The 15,377-nt window shown below is 70.5% G+C and carries 23 protein-coding genes and 1 tRNA gene; all 24 read right to left on the reverse strand.

Annotated features, from left to right (window positions below):
- Position 1: 1 nt before the first annotated feature.
- Positions 2-424 carry a hypothetical protein gene (locus BKE41_RS27790; protein WP_071000464.1) on the reverse strand — a complete coding sequence of 141 codons (423 nt, stop codon included), beginning with the start codon at positions 422-424 and terminating at the stop codon, positions 2-4.
- Complete coding sequence (locus BKE41_RS27795) at positions 424-729, reverse strand: hypothetical protein (RefSeq protein ID WP_071000465.1); 306 nt, start codon at positions 727-729, stop codon at positions 424-426. The genes BKE41_RS27790 and BKE41_RS27795 overlap by 1 nt, the downstream gene beginning before the upstream one ends.
- The gene (locus tag BKE41_RS27800; protein WP_071000466.1) at positions 726-2,225 is read right to left on the reverse strand and encodes a hypothetical protein; all 1,500 of its coding nucleotides are present in this window, start codon (positions 2,223-2,225) and stop codon (positions 726-728) included. Before BKE41_RS27800 ends, BKE41_RS27795 begins: the two co-directional genes overlap by 4 nt.
- Before the next feature lie 3 nt (positions 2,226-2,228).
- Entirely contained in the window at positions 2,229-2,885 is a 657-nt protein-coding gene (locus BKE41_RS27805; RefSeq protein ID WP_071000467.1) for a hypothetical protein, read from the reverse strand.
- A gap of 7 nt (positions 2,886-2,892) precedes the next feature.
- Positions 2,893-3,531, reverse strand: a complete 639-nt coding sequence (locus tag BKE41_RS27810; RefSeq protein WP_071000468.1) for a hypothetical protein — start codon at positions 3,529-3,531, stop codon at positions 2,893-2,895.
- 96 nt (positions 3,532-3,627) lie between these two features.
- On the reverse strand, positions 3,628-4,029 hold the full coding sequence (locus BKE41_RS27815; protein WP_071000469.1) for a hypothetical protein: 402 nt from the start codon (positions 4,027-4,029) through the stop codon (positions 3,628-3,630).
- 111 nt (positions 4,030-4,140) lie between these two features.
- Positions 4,141-5,244 (reverse strand): N4-gp56 family major capsid protein, encoded by a 1,104-nt coding sequence (locus BKE41_RS27820; RefSeq protein ID WP_043387847.1) that lies wholly within the window; start codon positions 5,242-5,244, stop codon positions 4,141-4,143.
- 375 nt (positions 5,245-5,619) lie between these two features.
- Complete coding sequence (locus BKE41_RS27825; RefSeq protein ID WP_071000470.1) at positions 5,620-6,657, reverse strand: hypothetical protein; 1,038 nt, start codon at positions 6,655-6,657, stop codon at positions 5,620-5,622.
- 67 nt (positions 6,658-6,724) lie between these two features.
- Positions 6,725-7,009, reverse strand: coding sequence for a hypothetical protein (locus BKE41_RS27830; RefSeq protein WP_071000471.1), 285 nt, complete (start codon positions 7,007-7,009; stop codon positions 6,725-6,727).
- A gap of 3 nt (positions 7,010-7,012) precedes the next feature.
- A complete protein-coding gene (locus tag BKE41_RS27835) occupies positions 7,013-9,103 on the reverse strand; it encodes a portal protein (RefSeq protein WP_107645326.1) in 2,091 nt (696 codons plus the stop codon).
- On the reverse strand, positions 9,100-10,464 hold the full coding sequence (locus tag BKE41_RS27840; protein WP_071000472.1) for a PBSX family phage terminase large subunit: 1,365 nt from the start codon (positions 10,462-10,464) through the stop codon (positions 9,100-9,102). Before BKE41_RS27840 ends, BKE41_RS27835 begins: the two co-directional genes overlap by 4 nt.
- Complete coding sequence (locus BKE41_RS27845; protein WP_071000473.1) at positions 10,397-10,858, reverse strand: DUF2280 domain-containing protein; 462 nt, start codon at positions 10,856-10,858, stop codon at positions 10,397-10,399. The genes BKE41_RS27840 and BKE41_RS27845 overlap by 68 nt, the downstream gene beginning before the upstream one ends.
- A gap of 30 nt (positions 10,859-10,888) precedes the next feature.
- A complete protein-coding gene (locus BKE41_RS27850) occupies positions 10,889-11,521 on the reverse strand; it encodes a putative metallopeptidase (RefSeq protein ID WP_071000474.1) in 633 nt (210 codons plus the stop codon).
- Positions 11,521-11,826, reverse strand: a complete 306-nt coding sequence (locus tag BKE41_RS30665; protein ID WP_083374464.1) for a hypothetical protein — start codon at positions 11,824-11,826, stop codon at positions 11,521-11,523. Before BKE41_RS30665 ends, BKE41_RS27850 begins: the two co-directional genes overlap by 1 nt.
- A complete protein-coding gene (locus tag BKE41_RS31395; RefSeq protein WP_159392810.1) occupies positions 11,823-11,966 on the reverse strand; it encodes a hypothetical protein in 144 nt (47 codons plus the stop codon). Before BKE41_RS31395 ends, BKE41_RS30665 begins: the two co-directional genes overlap by 4 nt.
- The gene (locus BKE41_RS31825) at positions 11,966-12,139 is read right to left on the reverse strand and encodes a hypothetical protein (RefSeq protein ID WP_199825819.1); all 174 of its coding nucleotides are present in this window, start codon (positions 12,137-12,139) and stop codon (positions 11,966-11,968) included. Before BKE41_RS31825 ends, BKE41_RS31395 begins: the two co-directional genes overlap by 1 nt.
- Before the next feature lie 115 nt (positions 12,140-12,254).
- Positions 12,255-12,437 carry a hypothetical protein gene (locus BKE41_RS27860; protein ID WP_071000475.1) on the reverse strand — a complete coding sequence of 61 codons (183 nt, stop codon included), beginning with the start codon at positions 12,435-12,437 and terminating at the stop codon, positions 12,255-12,257.
- Positions 12,431-12,658, reverse strand: coding sequence for a hypothetical protein (locus BKE41_RS27865; protein WP_071000476.1), 228 nt, complete (start codon positions 12,656-12,658; stop codon positions 12,431-12,433). Before BKE41_RS27865 ends, BKE41_RS27860 begins: the two co-directional genes overlap by 7 nt.
- The gene (locus tag BKE41_RS31400; RefSeq protein WP_159392811.1) at positions 12,655-12,825 is read right to left on the reverse strand and encodes a hypothetical protein; all 171 of its coding nucleotides are present in this window, start codon (positions 12,823-12,825) and stop codon (positions 12,655-12,657) included. Before BKE41_RS31400 ends, BKE41_RS27865 begins: the two co-directional genes overlap by 4 nt.
- Positions 12,826-12,837: 12 nt before the next feature.
- Positions 12,838-13,668 (reverse strand): recombinase family protein, encoded by an 831-nt coding sequence (locus BKE41_RS27870; protein ID WP_244413172.1) that lies wholly within the window; start codon positions 13,666-13,668, stop codon positions 12,838-12,840.
- Between the two features lie 108 nt (positions 13,669-13,776).
- On the reverse strand, positions 13,777-14,019 hold the full coding sequence (locus BKE41_RS27875; RefSeq protein ID WP_071000477.1) for a hypothetical protein: 243 nt from the start codon (positions 14,017-14,019) through the stop codon (positions 13,777-13,779).
- A 77-nt stretch (positions 14,020-14,096) separates the two neighbouring features.
- Positions 14,097-14,172 (reverse strand) — tRNA-Asn (locus BKE41_RS27880).
- Positions 14,173-14,258: 86 nt separating this feature from the next.
- Positions 14,259-14,498, reverse strand: coding sequence for a hypothetical protein (locus tag BKE41_RS27885; protein ID WP_071000478.1), 240 nt, complete (start codon positions 14,496-14,498; stop codon positions 14,259-14,261).
- 4 nt (positions 14,499-14,502) lie between these two features.
- A complete protein-coding gene (locus tag BKE41_RS27890; RefSeq protein WP_071000479.1) occupies positions 14,503-15,372 on the reverse strand; it encodes a hypothetical protein in 870 nt (289 codons plus the stop codon).
- Positions 15,373-15,377: the final 5 nt, after the last annotated feature.

Raw genomic sequence — 15,377 nt, forward strand, 5'->3', positions numbered from 1 at the left:
GTCAGGCCCCGATGCGCTTGGTGAAGTGGTGGCCGAGCTCGCAGGGCGCGGCGGTGTAATCCGGCAGCACGCGGGCCCAGCCGCGGCGGCCGACGAACTCGACGGTGGTGCAGCCGAGCCGGGCGGCGCCGCGCTCGACGGCGGCGATGACGGCGCTCCACGGGCCCGCTGCGCGCCCGCCGAGGGACAGGACCCAGCAGGACAGGCGGCCGCCGCGGTGCTGGCGGACCTGCGTCACGCCCGCAGCCACGAAGCGGTCGCCATCGAAGATCCCGACGAGCTGCGCCTGCCCGGCCGCGCAGGACGCGAGCAGGCCGGCCACGGTCAGGTCGCAACGGGGCAGCGCACAGGCTGCGCCCAGGCATGCCTCAACGCGCTCGGCGAGGTCAGGCGCGAGCGGCATCGACAGGGGCTGGAGGCGCATCAGGCCCGGCGCATCTCGAAGCGGAAGGTGCGGTCGGTCGCCGGGTTCAGATCGTGGCCGACCGTGAAGCTCCGGCGGTCGGCCGAGATCAGCCACACCGTCGCCTTCGACGCGGATTCCGTGACCGGGACCCAGCGCGGCAGGGCGCCGGGTCCGCAGTTCTCGCAGGGCACGGTGGTGCGCGAGACCCCGTTGGCCAGGGTGAAGGTGCTGGACGCGATCGCGTTCGTGGCACCGCGCGCGAGGTCGTCGATCGCGCGGCTGAAGAGCGACAGGTCCTTCTCGTTCCGGCCGGGGACGTTCATCGGGCCCCCTCCGCCGTGGCGTCCGGCTCAATGGCCGAGACGTAGGACCAGGTCGTGCCGGCCGGGATCCGCACCCGGGCGCGGTGGTAGCGGCCCGAGGCGCGCGCCGGGGCGAACCGCTCGACGGTCGGCGCGGACTCGCTGAGCCAGCGCACCGGGGTCGAGGCGCCGAGGCTCTCGCGGACGCCCATCGTCACGCGCCAGTCGTCGGCATCGGTGTCGAGCCGGACGCCGCGCACGAAGGCTCGGTTCGGCCGGGCCAGCATGGCGTCGGGGGTCTGCACGACCGCCTCAAGCGGCGCCCCGTTGAGCACGGCGAGGCGATTGTCGGTCGTCATCACCGCGAGCAGCGTGGCACCGCCCTGGTACATCGGGTCGTCGAGTGAGGGCTGCGCCGGGTCGTCGATCGACCCCTCGATGCTGTCGACCGAGACGTCGGGCGTCGCCGCCGACATGCCGAAGCGGATCGGGGTGTTGATGAACGACCAGCGGTCGAGCAGCCAGTCGTACAGCAGCGCCTCGCCCAGCAGCGACGGGTCCGCCGCATCGGTGCCGGCCAGCCGGTAGGCGAACAGGATGCGCTCACCGGTCGGGTCGCGGAACGCCACCGTCATGCCGACCCGCTCCGGATCGACACGGCCCTGGAAGAACCGGTTCACCCGCTCGGCACCGATCGGCGTGGACGGGCCGCCACCGATCACGAGGGCATAGAACCCGTCGCGGTCGAGGAAGAAGATGCGCGGCCCGACCTTGGCGATGCACCAGGGCGCCACCGCGCCGCGGTTCTCCTCGAGCACGGAGCAGTCGAACACGTTCCCGGAATCCGGGCTCAGCGTCATGCGCCGGATCGCCCGCTCCTGGAAGATCACGCCATACTCGCCGCCCGCGAAGCCGGTCACGGCGCCACCGTCGGGGAGCTGCTGCTCGTCGCCGGTCTGGTCGAGCTGACCGAGCGGCCACTGCTCGATGTTGCCGCTGTTCGACCAGCGCACCGTCTGCGGCGTGTCGGGCAGGCCGGCGAGCACCAGGAAGTCGCCGACGACGCCCATGTGCCGGGCCCGGGGCGGGCCGCCGCCGAGGTCCGCGAACGGCTGCGTGCCGGCCTGGAGCACGTCAATCGTCGCCTTCTGCACCGGGGTACCGGCTGAGCAGGCGAGCAGCAGGGTGCCGTAGACGGCGAAGGACCAGTAGTCCCCGGGCGGCACGCTGTAGGAGGTGCTCGGGTTCGTCACCTCGTGCCACGCCTGATCCGTCGTCTTGTAGACGAACAGGCCCTTCGACGTGCCGGCCACGTAGATCGGGAAGTTGTAGGTCGGGGAGAACACCGCGATCGCGCCGCGGCACTCCGCCGGCAGGGCGAGCGACAGCGGTACCGGCGCCAGCACCGGGCCGTAGCCGTCCGAGCGCGGCACCACGTTGGTCGCGACCGCCGAGACCGCGGCGTCGACCGAGGCCGTGTCAGGCGCGAACGGCGCCAGCTTGATCGGATCGGGCACGGCTTAGTTCGGCGTGTCGCGGGCGGTGGCCTCGGCCTGATCCTCGGCCGCGCGGCGTGGGCGCCCGCCCGTCTTCTGGGAGTCGCCCTGGCCCATCAGCGCCTGGAGGAACGCCATGCCGTCAGCGAGCCACTTCTGGTTCCGGGCCTCGTCCTTCTGGAAGCGGTAGGCCTCGGCCATAACGCCGTAGAGGTACAGCTCCGGCGCCTTGGTCAGGAGCCAGTTCGTCGGCGCCGCGGCGGAGAGCGCCGGGATCTGCCGGTAATAGGTCAGGCTGACCTTGCCCGGCTGGAGTGAGCGGGTCTGCACCTGGTCGCCGAGCACGGTGAAGTACTGCGGGTCGCCGTTCGGCCGGAACCGGTGCCGGAACTCCGGGCTGTCCGGCTCGACGTAGCGCAGCATCTGCACCCGCGAGAGGTCGGCCGAGGACCACTGGAGCGCGATCCACTCCAGATAGTCGGCCGGGATCGCGTACCCAGGCGTGCCGTCGACCCCGAGCAGGCCGGCGGTGGCCATCATCTCCCGGGTGCGGAGCTGCCGGTTCAGCCACGCCTCCGTGACGCGCACGAAGTAGGGCAGGAACTCGGTCAGATCGGTGCGGGCGAGGTAGTTCTCGAACGCGGCCGACAGGCTCGGGTAGTCTGTGATCTCGACGGCCATGGGCGCCTCAGAGGTCGTAGGCCTGGATCTGGCCGGTGGAGGCGATGGCGTTCGATCGCCCGCGGAGCGCCCGCAGCTCGTCGTCGACGATCTGGGCCTGCATCTGCGCCATCGGCGCGCTGCGCAGGCTGTTCAGCGCGAGGTGCCACTTCGCCCGGGCCGCGATCAGGCCAGAGGCCTCGTCCGTCCAGGCGTTGGCCTCGTCGAGCGCTGGCGCCGGCAGGCGGACATGCGCCATGAGCCGGATCGTCCAGATGTCGGACGGCATTGGCCACAGGCGCAGGGACCGCTCGAAATACGAGTAGGCGCAGGGCTGAGACTGGCTCTCGGGCTGGTCCGCCCCCTCGATCGAGGCCTCGTCGATGCGCCGCAGGACGGTCGGGGTTGAACCGTCGAGCATCACCACGCTGTCGATCGCCAGCAGGTCGGGGATGCCGCTGGCATCGCCGGATGCGTAGACGTCCGACCCCGGGATAGTCTGGAACGTCACGTAGCCGTCGTTGAAGAAGAAGCGGTCCGGCTGGAAGAACCGGATCGCCCGGTCAACGGCGGTCGCGATCTGCGGGCCGAGGTCCGCGCGCTCGATGTCGTCCGCGATCTCCGCGTACAGATCGGCGAGCGTCGGCCGCCCGTCCTGTGTCGGCATCGGGCATCGTCTCCGTCTTCGAGGGCGACGGCGGGGGCTGCTCTGCCTCCGCCGCCAAGGCCGCCGCAGCGAGGTGCAGCAGCATCGAGCCGCGCATCAGGCGCGCGGCGCGGCGTACGTGAAGACGACCTCGGCCGAGCCCTGCGTCGCAGCGGCGCCGGTCTGGGCGTAGCCGACGTACGGCACCGTGTCGGCGGCCAGGCGGCCGAGGGCGGTGGCGGTGTCGGGGCGCTTCACGCCGGCCGCGCCGACCGCGGAATCGGCCGCGGCGACGAGGTCGTTGCCGCCCGGCGCGGAGCCGACGGTGAGGGCGTTGGTGCCGCCGTTGAAGGCCTGCGTCACGGTGATGACCGTGGACAGGATCTGCGCGCCGGCCGGGAAGGCGGCGGACATCGGGCGGCTGACGTCGTTGAACGTGACGGTGGTGCGGATCTCGCCGACCTGCCCGTGCAGGAGCGAGCGCACCGCCGGCTTGGTCGGGCTGGTGTTGGTGGCCATGTCAGGCCCCTCTCGAAGATGGACGCGCAGCCGGACGGCTCACGCGCATGGGCAGAGGAGCCCGCAGCCGGTCAGGGCCGCGGGCGGGGTTCATGCGGGGAGGGAGGCCGATCAGCCGGCGTTGACGGCGTAGGTCGGGATGACGATCACGGCGAAGTCGACGCCGTTGTAGGTCGTCTTCTTGATGCCCCAGATCGCCCAGGCCGAGACCTCGAGCTCGCGCTTGTGGTCGTACAGCTCCTCGTTCCAGCGGAACTTCTCGGGGCCGCCACCCTTGCCGAAGGCCGCCGTGACGGCCTGGGCGCCGAGCAGGACCGCGCGCCGGACGTTCGGCAGGATGGTCTTGCCGTCGGGAGCGACGCCGAGGGTGACCTGCTGGGACTCGCGCAGGATGACGTTGTTGTAGACACCGAGCGACCCGTCGAAGATCGGGTTCTTGGTGATCTCGCCGCCCTGCATCGCGGCCTTCTGGATGTCGAGCCACTGGCCCGCACCGGCGTTGATCCGGAGCTGGGTCACCTGGGTCGGGTGGATGTACATCACCCACATCTCGCCCATGCCGTCGATCTTGACCGGACGCATCTTCGGCGCACCGGCGGCGCCGCCGGTCTTGGCGATCTCCACCGCGGCGTCGATCTGCGCCAGGGTGAGGCCGTCACCGGCACCGAGGGCACCGTCGTTGGCCTTGCCGTTCGGACGGATCACCCGGGTGGCCGCGGTCACGACGTTGTTGCCGGTGAACTTCACGCCACCGGAGCCGTCGACCTGCACCACGTTCGCCGGGGTGAAGCCGCAGGCGTGGTTGAAGAACGACACCGAGGTGCGGAGCTGGAACCAGTCGGACAGGCCGTCCTTGGCCTCGTCGCGCAGGTTGAACGGCACGCGCTGCTGGTCGATCGTGAACTTCGAGCGGATGCCCACGACGTTGCCGAGCTCGTCGATGGTGATCGCGTCGGACATGGTCGAGAGCTGCTCGCCATTGCCCTCGGCGCGGTCGGACGAGGTGAAGCCGTTGCCGGCGAGCTGCATGCGCAGGCCGAACGTGACCTTGTCGCCGACACCCTTCTGGGTCTCGGTCTTGATCTGGATGACGGACTTGGCCGACTCGCCGAACAGCGGGGCGATATCGAGGGCCTTGGTGGCTTCGACGGAGAGGCTCTTCGACCAGAGCTTCGCCGCCAGCGCGTCGTTCAGCGCATAAGCGGTCACACCCATGACGGGGATCCTTGAAATCGGGGGATACGGGAAGGTTCGTGCCGCGCGTCACGTCGCGGGCAGACGAAAGCCGGGCCCCGGGTGACCGCTGGGGACGGTGGTCGGACGGGCGCCGTGACGTGGCGCGGACGGAGGCTGTGACGCGGCCGTGCGGATCGCGTGACGTGCGATCAGGCGGACGACAGGCTGACGTGCGGAAGCGCCCCGCTGGAGAACAGCAGGGTGCAGCGCGTCGACCTGTCGGAAACTGGGGATGCTCGCAGACGGGGCCGGCTAGGCCCGCGCGTCTCGCGGCGGTAGTCCTTTGAGCGTGTTCGCCCGTCGGGTCAACAGTAAAGGTGCGGCGCGCGAGCGGTCCCGCGCGCCGCGGTTTGATCAGGCGCCCATGAGCTGGCGGAGCTTCCGCCCATTGGCCTTCTGGAAGGCCGAGAACTCCTCGTCGGACATGTTGGCCAGCATCTCGGCTGTGACCTCACCCGCCGGCGACCCGCCGGCAGCCGACAGCGACATGCCGGGGCCCTTCTGGCCAGCCTCGACGCGGGCAGCCTTCTCCGCTGCGGTCTCGGACGGCGCGGCGGCAGGAGCGGCCTCCGCAGCCTTCGGGGCGAACCCACGGCTCTTGGCCAGCGCGGCGATCAGGGCGGCCGGCGACTGGCCGCGCTGACGGGCCGTCTGGGCGAGGTTGAACTCCTCCTCCCGCACGGTCTGAACCGCCTCGGCCTCCGACATGCCGACGAGCTGCAGCTCGGCCACGCGACCCGAGAACAGGTGCTGGTAGGCGTCCGAGATCGTCGCGTCGGCGGTGACGGCGCGCTGGAGGTCCTGGCGGTAGAAGCCGATCACGTCGTTTCGCTCGTCCGCGGCCCTACGGTCCTCCTCGGCCTTCTTCTGGGTCTCGGTAAGCTGGGTCTGGCCGGTGCGGATCGCCTGGATTTGCTCCTCGAGGTACTTCGCGTAGCCGAAGATATCCTCGTTCGGATCCGGTACCTTGGCGGGCTCAGCGGCGGCCGCCGGCTGGGCCGGGGCGGCGGGGCGCTGCATCGCCTCGGACAGGATGCGCAGGCGCTCGTCGCCGCGGGCGAACTTCTCCTGCAGCTCGCTGAGTTGGCGCTGGGCCGTCTTGCGAGCCTCACGCTCCTTATGGAACGCACCATGCCGTACGAACCGGCCGCGGTTCTTCTCGGGATCGTCGGCATCCTCGGCATCCGGATCCACGACCTCGCCGGGCGCGGCAGCCTCACCGGCTGGGGCCGGGGCACCCTCGGGAGCGGCGGCAGGAGCGGGGGCGACCGTCGAGCCAGCCAGAGGCTCCAGATCGGTCGCGCCGCTGCGCATGGCATCCCATGCGGCCTGCTCCTCGGCGGAGAAGGCGTCGTCGGAGTCGATGGGGGCGGAGAAATCGCTGTCGATCATGTGGTCCAGGTCCTCGTGACGTGATGGGACGGAAGGCCGGTCTGACGCGCCGGCCGGGCGGAAGGGGTCAGGTGCGCCAGGTCATCCCGTCGGCGCGGGGGCGCCGCGGTTCGGCGATCGGCTTGAGCGGGGCGGGCAGGCGGTCGACCTTGCCCTCGGCGAGCAGCTCGGAGACGGCCCGCGCCGAGCCGTCGACCATCAGCATCGGGGTGCCGACCTTCAGCCACACCTCGGCGGCGGGCGGGTCGGTCATCGCAATCGCGATCATGCCCACGTTGTCGGGGGCCACGAACACGGGGTCGCCCTTCACCGCCGGATCGCCGGTAAAGGTACGAAGCTCGACGAGGCGCATGGCTTAGAAGCTCGGCTGGACCGGATAGAGCAGGGGTCCCGGCGCGGCGGCCGCGGGCAAGGCGTTGAACGGCGGCCGGTCGACGGGAATCGGCGTCGGGGCTGGGCCGCCGTGCTGATGCGGCGCGGCGGTGTTCCGACGCTCCTGCATCACCTGCGCGTGGCCGTGCGCGATCTCCAGCGTGCGCCCGACCGTGTCGACCTGGTCGTACTGGCTGAGCGAACGCTGGTGCTGGGCCTGCGCGCGCTTCAGGTCGGCGCCGGCCGCGGTCTCCTCGATCTTCGTGAGGGCCTCCTGCAGGGCGATCTGCTGCCGCTGCTGAGCCTCCGGATCCTGCTGCTGGCTCGCGAGCAGCTCGCGCATCTTCGCGACGAAGCTGTCCGGGAACGGCGAGTATGGCAGCACCTCGAGGAGCACCTGCGGCGTGATCATGTCTCGGACGATCGGGAGCACTGACACGAAGGTCTGCCACACCACCTGCTGCTGGTTCGGCGAGGACGGCGCCTCGTCGATCACCACGTCGTAATCACCCGCGGTCTTGTCGCGGAGGAGCGGGATCACCTGTTGGCCGGCCTGTCCCGTGATGCGCACGAGGCGCCCGTCCGAAAGGTAGGTCTGGATGAAGTGGAGCCGCACCCGGCCGATGTGCTTCCGGGCCCGGCGCAGGGCGTTGAACATGGTGGCGAGGATGTTCATCGCCGCCTGCTTGCGCTGGTACTCCAGCACGCCGGCCTGCTGGTTCTGCTGCTGGCCGAGCAGCTCCATGTTCACGCCGGAGGAGTCCCGGATGGAGTTGATCGCGAACTCCATGAGCTGCCAGTGACCGGCGGGCATCACGGGCAGCGGCTTCTCCTTGATCGCGCCGGTGCGGAGCGAACCCGGGTTCACGAAGGTGACCGCGCCGGACTTGGCCGCGGTGCGCTCGAAAGCCGCCTGATCCTTCACGGCCGAGGTCTCGGCGAAGTAGCCGCCCTTAGCCTGCCGGTTCAGCATGTCGATGGTCTGCGACAGCCACTTGTTGGCGAAGCGCTGCGGGTCGCGCATCGGCCGCACGATGCCGAACCAGGAGCCGCGGTTCTGGTCCCGGTCGCCGGTCAGGAAGGCGTAGCTGAAGCGGTCGCCCGCCGGCGCGTCACCGACCGATCCCAGGATGATGTTGCCGAGGAAGGCGCGGCGGTACTTCCGCGTCATCCGGTGGAACACCTGCACCGGCATGCCGACCAGCTCGGCACGCTCCATAAGCACCTTCGCCTTGGCCGGATCCATCTCGATCAGCTGCTGGCTCTGCGGGTCGATCACCACCGCGACCCGCACCCGCTCCCACCACTGGCACTCGACGATGGTGACGCGCTTCGTGCCGCCGGTCTGGTCGGTATCGCCGAGCCGGTCCGAGCGTCGCTCACCCGGCTGGATCTGATGGTGCGGCTCGCCTCCGTCGCGGTCCTCGGCCCAGGCTGCATCCAGGTCGGCCGGGTCGACGTCCGGGAACAGGCTCTCGGCCTCGGCCCGGTCCATCGACTTCGCCCGCCAGACGCGCCGTGCGTCCGACAGGTTGCGCTTCGTGGCCGAGGCGTCCCAGAACATCTCCAGGGGGTTCACCCGGTCCTCGACGTAATCGCCGTCCGGGTTGGTCTCGTAATCGAGGCGCATCTCTACGACGCCGACGCCGCAGGTCACCGCGTCGATGAAGGCATCGCTCTCCTCGTCCTCCGCGTCCGCCTCGTCGGCGAGGTAGCGGGAGGCCTCGGTGAGCACCTCGTTCAGCGCCGCATCGCCGATCTGGCGGGGCAGGTACTGGATGTCCTGGCGGGTGCTGACCTCGGAACCGGCGACAGCCCGGATCACCGGCAGGATGCGGTTGAAGGAGATCGGCGGACGGCCCTGCTCGCGAAGCGCGGCCTCATCCTGCGCAGACCACTGATGGCCGGCGACGAAGTCGAAGTCCTCGCGGGCCTCCGCGCGCCACTCCGAGGAGGCCTCGCGGTCGGCCCGGAACCACGTGCGAAGCTTCCGGAACAGCGCGGCCGCGTCGAGGTCGGCCTGATGGCGCGCCTGCTCCTCCGGCGACAGCGGAGCGTCGTCGGTATCGGTCATTGCGCCCATCCGGAGCCTTCGGTGGTCTCAGCACGCTCGCGTCGGCGGCGCCGGTCGTAGCGGTCGTTCGGGGTTTCCGGCGGCGGGTCGTCCGGGCGAGGCTCGGCGATCGCGACGGCGAAGTAGCGGAAGGCGTCGGCCGCGTGGCTCGCCCAGTCGTGCAGTGGGTTCTTCGAGAAGGCCTGCGTGTCGGGGTCGACGTCGTACCGGTAGTTCCGGAGCGCCTGGAGCCCGTCAGCGCAGCGGTCCTCGTCGAAGAAGCACCGCGCGAACACCTGCCGAGCCGCGTCGATGCCGGCGGCGACCGAGAGCTTCGGTGTGATCCGCACCTCGTGCCCGGCGGCCCACATCTGCTGCTCGATCGTGCGCTCCGAGGCGAGGAGCTCGTTCTGCGCGTCGTGCGGGAGCCAGTGCTCCCCGTAGACGTACCCGCAGTCTGCGGCCCGCTGCGTGAGCATCTCCAGGTAGTGACCGAGCGCGAAGCCGCGGTTCTCGTAGAAGTCGATCAGCCGGAACTCGAAGCCGACGATCTGGGCGAACCAGATGCTCGTCTTGTCGGCCCGGCCCAGATCCCAGAACGTGTGCACCCGTTTCGACGGGTCGAAGGGGACCTTCCGGAACCGGCCTGCCCGCGTCGCGGCCAGGATCTCGTGGGTGTAGATCGCGCCGTCGAGGACCTGCTTGCAGTGGCCCTCCCAGACGGTCTCGTAACCGACCGGGTCCCGGGCCAGGAGGTCCTTCGCCTCCTGCTGCAGCTCCTCCGGAAACCACGGATTGTCGTACCAGTTGATGGTCGCGACTTCCGAGTTCGTCGGCGGGTGCGTGACGAACCGCTTGTACGTCTCGTCCTCGGCCAGCTCCGGGTTGAAGCTGATCCAGATCTCGGAGCCCGGCTTGCGGATCGTCGGGATGAGTGTGTCCCACGACGACTTCGACACCGTGCGGGCCTCCTCGACCCAGCAGATGTCGACGCCCTCGTAGGACTTGATCTTCGTGACGTTGTGCCGGAGCCCTTCGAACGAGAACTCGGTGCCGTTCGCCCCGATGATCCGGGTTTGCTGCACCTCGTAGAAGGCGCCGAGTCCCAGCTTGTCCGCCTGGTCCTTCAGCAGCGCGTGCACGCTGTCCGCGGTCGAATTCTGGAACTCGCGGGCACAGAGGATGCGGAGCTTCTTCGAGGCTCCGAGGATCAGGAGCGCACGGGCAAACGCCCAGGATTTCCCTCCGCCGCGACCGCCCTTCGCGATCTTGTACCGCTTCGGCTGGAACAGGAACGCCAGCTTGCGCGGGAACTCAGCTTGGTTTGCCGGGGCCGTCGATGAAGGTGACGGCGATGCCGCCGGCGAGGAGGGGCTGGCCATCCTTCCCGCTGACCTCGTTCTGGCGCTTGTTGGTGAAGGCGTCGCCGCACTCCCGAGCAGCCTGCTCCAGGAGGTTCGCCGCCAAGCTCATGTTGCCCTGCGCCTCGGCCTTGTTGACCATGCGATCCAGGCGCCGGAGCCGCACCATCCGGTGCGACACGCCGATCGCGGCCTGGTCTGCGAGGAAGCGCTCGCGCGTCGCGGCGAAGAGAGCCTTCAGCTCCTCCGAGAGCCGCTGCCCCTGGACCTTGTTCGGGTCGTAGGCCTCGACCGCCTGCCGCGTTACGGACACGGCGAACTCGTCCTTGACGGCCGACACCACCGCCGAGGGGGCGTCGAAGCACGCAAGCTGTTGGACGATGAAGGTTTTCACCTCATCCGGGAGCGTGGTCACGGCCGCGAATCCGTCAACGCTGGGTCAATCTCAGACGCGCCGGCCGCAGGTGCCGCACGCGCCGACGATGTCCGCCTCGCACACGATCGGGGGCCGGTTGGCCGCCTCGACCAGCGCCGCGGTCTGGCCCGCCGCCGCGCCGACGCCGTAGCGGGCGACGACGCCGACGAACTCCTCGACGTCGTGGCCGCGCATCGTGAAGATCGGCCGGCCCGACGCCTTCGAGAACCGCGGGGCGCCGAACGCGTCCTTCGCCTGGGCGCAGTGGTAGAGCTCGTGCTCGACGAGGGAGCAGAACGTGGCGTCGTCGGCCTGGTCCGCGAAGCCGGCGTCGAGCGTGATCATGAAGTCCGGGACGAGGCCGAACCACGCCTCGACCTGCTGGAAGAACCGGGCCCGGGCCCACTTCCCGCCCTGGATGGACGGGATCTCGGCCTGTCCGACGACACCGTTCCCGCCGCGCGCGTTCGGCACGGACGTCCACATGAAGCCGAGCGTCGCCTCGCGGAGGTGCGCGTGCTCCTCGTTCAGCACCACCGCGTCCTCGCTGATGAAGGCGGCCCGGGCCCAGGTCTCCAACTCGGGGGCGGGCTCGAACGGGAGCGCCGTGAGCGCGCCTTCCTGTCCGAGCAGCCGCTCCGGCGGGCGAGGGCGAGCCAGCATCAGCCCTTCCGCCGCTCGCAGAACGTCTTGTGCGTCCCACCGGCGGGCAGGCTCAGATGCGTGGCCAGCAGCGTGCCGACCATCGGGCACTCGGTGACCAGCGCCACCGGCTGGGTGAGCACGTCGAGCGCGGTCTCGCGGGTGCAGTCCGGGCCCTCGACACCGGCCGGGCAGGCGAGGGCGCCAGCCAGGAAGCCGGAGGAGGCGGCCTGCGCGGGGCGGTCGAACACCCACACCCAGGCCCAGCCGGCGACGAGCACCAGGACGATGCCGGCGAGGTGCCGGAAGCCGACGACGCCCTTCACGACCGGGCCTCTCGGACCTCGGCGCCGACCGTGAAGAGGCCGGACATCAGGAGGTCGAACTGGAAATCGGCGTGCTGGCCGCCGTCGAACAGCACCCAGCCGGCCATCGCCAGCCAGACGAGCGAGCAGAGCCGCAGCATCAGTGCACCGCCCGGGACGGCATGTCGCCGAACAGGAGCGTGAGGCGCTCGGCCGACACGCGGACGTCATCGGGGAGGGCGGGCCGGATCATCACGAAGGCGGCCGGGCGCCGGGGGCGAAGGGCCGCCGCAGCGATCCCGGCGAGCAGGATGGCCGCGCAGAGGCGGGGCATCAGTGCTCGTAGCCCTTCGCGATCACGGACAGGATCAGGATCGCCACACCGGCGGCGGCCGCGAGCGCGACGAGGGCGGCGATGCCGCCGATGACACCGGCAACGACGGACATGCTCATCTCCCCTGGTGGACGCCGAAGCACCGGAGCGCCTCGTCGTAGGACAGCTTCGGGACTGGGCCGGCCGGCGCGCCGAGGTCGGAGCCGGTCGACAGAACGCGCTCGCCGCGGTGGACGATCGGCGCGGGCGCGGCCGGCTCGCCGCGGAGCAGCCAACGGAGGACGAGGCGCTTCAGCATGACCGGGCCCGCAGCATCGCCATGGAGCGGCGGACCTCGAACTCGCCGGCCCGGGCCTCGTCGAACGGGGTCTCGGCTGGGAGCTGGACCGGCGCCGGGATCAGGCCCTGGCGGCGGAGATGGTCGCCGTAGGCCTGGGCCGCCGGGTCGCGCTGGAGGCGCTGCGCGTGGCGGAGCGCCCGGTCCGCGTCGGCCGGGGTGAAGTCCGGGCGCGCGGTCACGCGATGCCGAGGCGCTTGTGCGAGATGCGGCGCCAGCCCTTGGTCGGGTGCAGGATCTCGATGGCGTTCGGCAGGTAGCGGATGGCCGCGATGCGCTTCGGCGCGATCAGGTTCCACAGGGCGTCGACCCGCGCGCGGTGAGCGGCGGCCTGGAAGTGCACGTTCATGTGGGTCTTTCGTCAGCCGATGATCGCGGCGTGGGCGCCCGGCTGCAGGACGTGCGTCTCGGTCCCGTTCCAGCGGAACAGATACTCGATCGCGCCGCGATATTTCGGGTTGTCGGTCACGTACGCGACCGTGGAGACGGCCCAGCGGCCGCCCTTCGGCGCCGGGATGCCCTCGGCGTTCAAGCCGTCGGCGATGGCCTGGAGCGTCCGCTTCCGGCGGCGCTCCTGGTAGATCCGGCGGACGATGCGCGCCTGCTCCGGGACGACCCGGAGGCCGCCTTCCAGATCCTTCGTGTAGCCGTAGGGCGCCTGGCCCCCGGCAAAGCCGCCCTTGCCCGCCTTGGCCACCCGGCCGCCGGCGGTCCGGTCCCGGATCACGAACCGCTCGTTCTCCGCCATGCCGGCGAAGATCGCGAAGAAGGTCCGCCCCATCGGGTTCGAGGTGTCGATCACCGATTCCGTGACCGACCGGAAGGCGACCTCGTGCTGCTCGGCGAGATCCGAGACCGTCGTCATGGCGTGGCGGATGTCGCGGGACAGCCGGTCGATCTTCGCCACCAGCAGCACGTCGAAGGCCTTGGCCGCGGCGAGCTCCAGCGCCTGCCCGAAGGCGGGGCGATCTGCCGGCCGGGTTGCGCCCGAGACGCCTGGGTCGGTGAGGACCTCGATCAGCTCGTAGCCCTGGCTCTCGGCGAAGGAGCGGACCGCCTTCTCCTGCGCCTCAAGCCCGTGGCCGGTCGCGGCCTGCTCTTCCGTCGAGACCCGCAGGTAACCGAGCGCCCGGACGGCGCTGGCTGCCTTCGTCTCGGTCTGGATTTTATTCCGGGCCCGCTGGCGGCCCACACGGCGTGAGCCCGAAACCACCTGCAAGCCTCTGTATTTGTTGACGTTTTAGCGTCTAAATGGCCGATATTTCCAAGATCTCAGGAGACCTTGGAAATGGCCTCGAAATCAGGCCGCCCGGCGCCGCCTCGCGACGGTGAACGGCTTGCCCTTCTCGCTCTGTCCGGACAGGCCGAAGGTACGCTTCTCGACGGTCCCGATCAGCGGCCGAAGCTGGCGGATCAACGACCGGATGCGCCGGCAGTGATGGTCGCGCGCGGCGAGGTCGACGTCCTGGCGCCCGGTCGCGCGCAGGCGGCAGAGCGCGAGGCTCTCCTCCTCGATCGCGGTGACGATAGCGTGGGCGCTCATCGGGGACCGATCATGACATGGAACACCGCCCGCGTCTCACGGGGCAACGCCTAAGCTGTTGAGCGGGTTCGAAGAGATGGCTGGAACGGCAGGGCTCGAACCTGCGACCACCCCGTTAACAGCGGGGCGCTCTACCGACTGAGCTACATTCCAACGCGGACATGCAAACGCCCGGCGGCTTTTCAGCCCCGGGCGTGCGTCTCGCGACTTGAACGGAATGCCGGTTTTCGCCCGACGGGTCAAGGATCCATCCCGTTCGCCCGTCGCCACGCGGCATAGAACGCCTCGTCTCGTACCCAGGTCGCCTCGACGGTCACCGTGGAATCGGAGACGCGCTTCCAGAAGCGGTGCGCGGCCGGCGACCGCGCGGCCAGCATCCGGTCGGCCGCGAAGCGGTTGAGGCGCTCGTACCGGACGCGCGGCCGTTCCACCCGCCGCATCCCGAGCGGCGGATAGACCGTGAGGTGGCCGCTGCACACGCTGTCAGGCCTCCCCGCCGACCCGGCAGCGCGCCGCCACGATGTCCCGCACCCGCCCGCGACCCGCGATGGCTCGCTGGACGTCCGGCTTGGCCTGCGGGGCGTAGCGCGCTTCCTCGGCGCCCCAGTACTGCCCGTGGCCGGCCGGGACAGCTCGCCCGCGCGCGTCGGTCTCCTCGCCGGTCTTCTGGCCCTGGAAGAACCGCTCCTGCACATTCGCCACGCCCTCGGCCGCGAAGTCCTCGTCGAGGTTCTCCATCAGGATCCGGAAGTGCTCCGCGATGTACGCGGTGCCGCGGTCGCCGCCCTTGCCGCGGGCCTCGGCGAACTGCGCGAAGGTCTGCCGGCCGGTGAGGACCTCGTGGAGGAATCGCGCCCCGGGGACGCCGACGGCGCGGACGACCTTGTCCTTCAGCTTCGCCACCAGCCGGGCGTCGTCGATCGCGTAGATGACCGACAGCTCGTGAGCGATGGTCATGTCCTTCGAGCCGCGCACCCCGAAGTCCATGGAGCCGAGCCTGGCGCCGGAGGCGCGCTCGAAGATCGCTTGGACCTGGCGCCCGACCTCGTACTGCGAGACGGTGAGGCGCCCGTGCGAGCGTTCCATCTCCAGCACGTCGACCCGGCGGTTGACAGCGGCGAGGCTACGGCCGCCCGGGGTCCAGGGATCGTCGACCGCGACGGCCGCGGTCTCGATCGGGCCCCGCTTGCCCCGGACCGGCTTCGACAGGTCGGTGCGCGGGTCGAAGGCGCCGGCGTGGTCGTACCGATCGCCGCGCGGATCCCGGCGCCGCTCCGGCTTGGCCGCGCGCACGTGGGTGTGGGTGGCCGGCGAGCCGGCGAGGGTGATGGCCTTGGTCCTGGACGCTGCCACGGTGG

The organism is Methylobacterium sp. C1 (genome assembly GCF_001854385.1).
Taxonomy (GTDB): Bacteria; Pseudomonadota; Alphaproteobacteria; order Rhizobiales; family Beijerinckiaceae; genus Methylobacterium; species Methylobacterium radiotolerans.

What these genes read in the sequence shown, in the direction of transcription:
- BKE41_RS27790 (WP_071000464.1), bottom strand. Translation starts at nt 424, where the DNA reads ATGCGCCTCCAGCCCCTGTCGATGCCGCTCGCGCCTGACCTCGCCGAG.
- BKE41_RS27795 (WP_071000465.1), bottom strand. Translation starts at nt 729, where the DNA reads ATGAACGTCCCCGGCCGGAACGAGAAGGACCTGTCGCTCTTCAGCCGC.
- BKE41_RS27805 (WP_071000467.1), bottom strand. Translation starts at nt 2,885, where the DNA reads ATGGCCGTCGAGATCACAGACTACCCGAGCCTGTCGGCCGCGTTCGAG.
- BKE41_RS27810 (WP_071000468.1), bottom strand. Translation starts at nt 3,531, where the DNA reads ATGCCGACACAGGACGGGCGGCCGACGCTCGCCGATCTGTACGCGGAG.
- BKE41_RS27815 (WP_071000469.1), bottom strand. Translation starts at nt 4,029, where the DNA reads ATGGCCACCAACACCAGCCCGACCAAGCCGGCGGTGCGCTCGCTCCTG.
- BKE41_RS27820 (WP_043387847.1), bottom strand. Translation starts at nt 5,244, where the DNA reads ATGGGTGTGACCGCTTATGCGCTGAACGACGCGCTGGCGGCGAAGCTC.
- BKE41_RS27825 (WP_071000470.1), bottom strand. Translation starts at nt 6,657, where the DNA reads ATGATCGACAGCGATTTCTCCGCCCCCATCGACTCCGACGACGCCTTC.
- BKE41_RS27830 (WP_071000471.1), bottom strand. Translation starts at nt 7,009, where the DNA reads ATGCGCCTCGTCGAGCTTCGTACCTTTACCGGCGATCCGGCGGTGAAG.
- BKE41_RS27835 (WP_107645326.1), bottom strand. Translation starts at nt 9,103, where the DNA reads ATGACCGATACCGACGACGCTCCGCTGTCGCCGGAGGAGCAGGCGCGC.
- BKE41_RS27840 (WP_071000472.1), bottom strand. Translation starts at nt 10,464, where the DNA reads ATGGCCAGCCCCTCCTCGCCGGCGGCATCGCCGTCACCTTCATCGACG.
- BKE41_RS27850 (WP_071000474.1), bottom strand. Translation starts at nt 11,521, where the DNA reads ATGCTGGCTCGCCCTCGCCCGCCGGAGCGGCTGCTCGGACAGGAAGGC.
- BKE41_RS31395 (WP_159392810.1), bottom strand. Translation starts at nt 11,966, where the DNA reads ATGCTGCGGCTCTGCTCGCTCGTCTGGCTGGCGATGGCCGGCTGGGTG.
- BKE41_RS31825 (WP_199825819.1), bottom strand. Translation starts at nt 12,139, where the DNA reads ATGCCCCGCCTCTGCGCGGCCATCCTGCTCGCCGGGATCGCTGCGGCG.
- BKE41_RS27860 (WP_071000475.1), bottom strand. Translation starts at nt 12,437, where the DNA reads ATGCTGAAGCGCCTCGTCCTCCGTTGGCTGCTCCGCGGCGAGCCGGCC.
- BKE41_RS31400 (WP_159392811.1), bottom strand. Translation starts at nt 12,825, where the DNA reads ATGAACGTGCACTTCCAGGCCGCCGCTCACCGCGCGCGGGTCGACGCC.
- BKE41_RS27875 (WP_071000477.1), bottom strand. Translation starts at nt 14,019, where the DNA reads ATGAGCGCCCACGCTATCGTCACCGCGATCGAGGAGGAGAGCCTCGCG.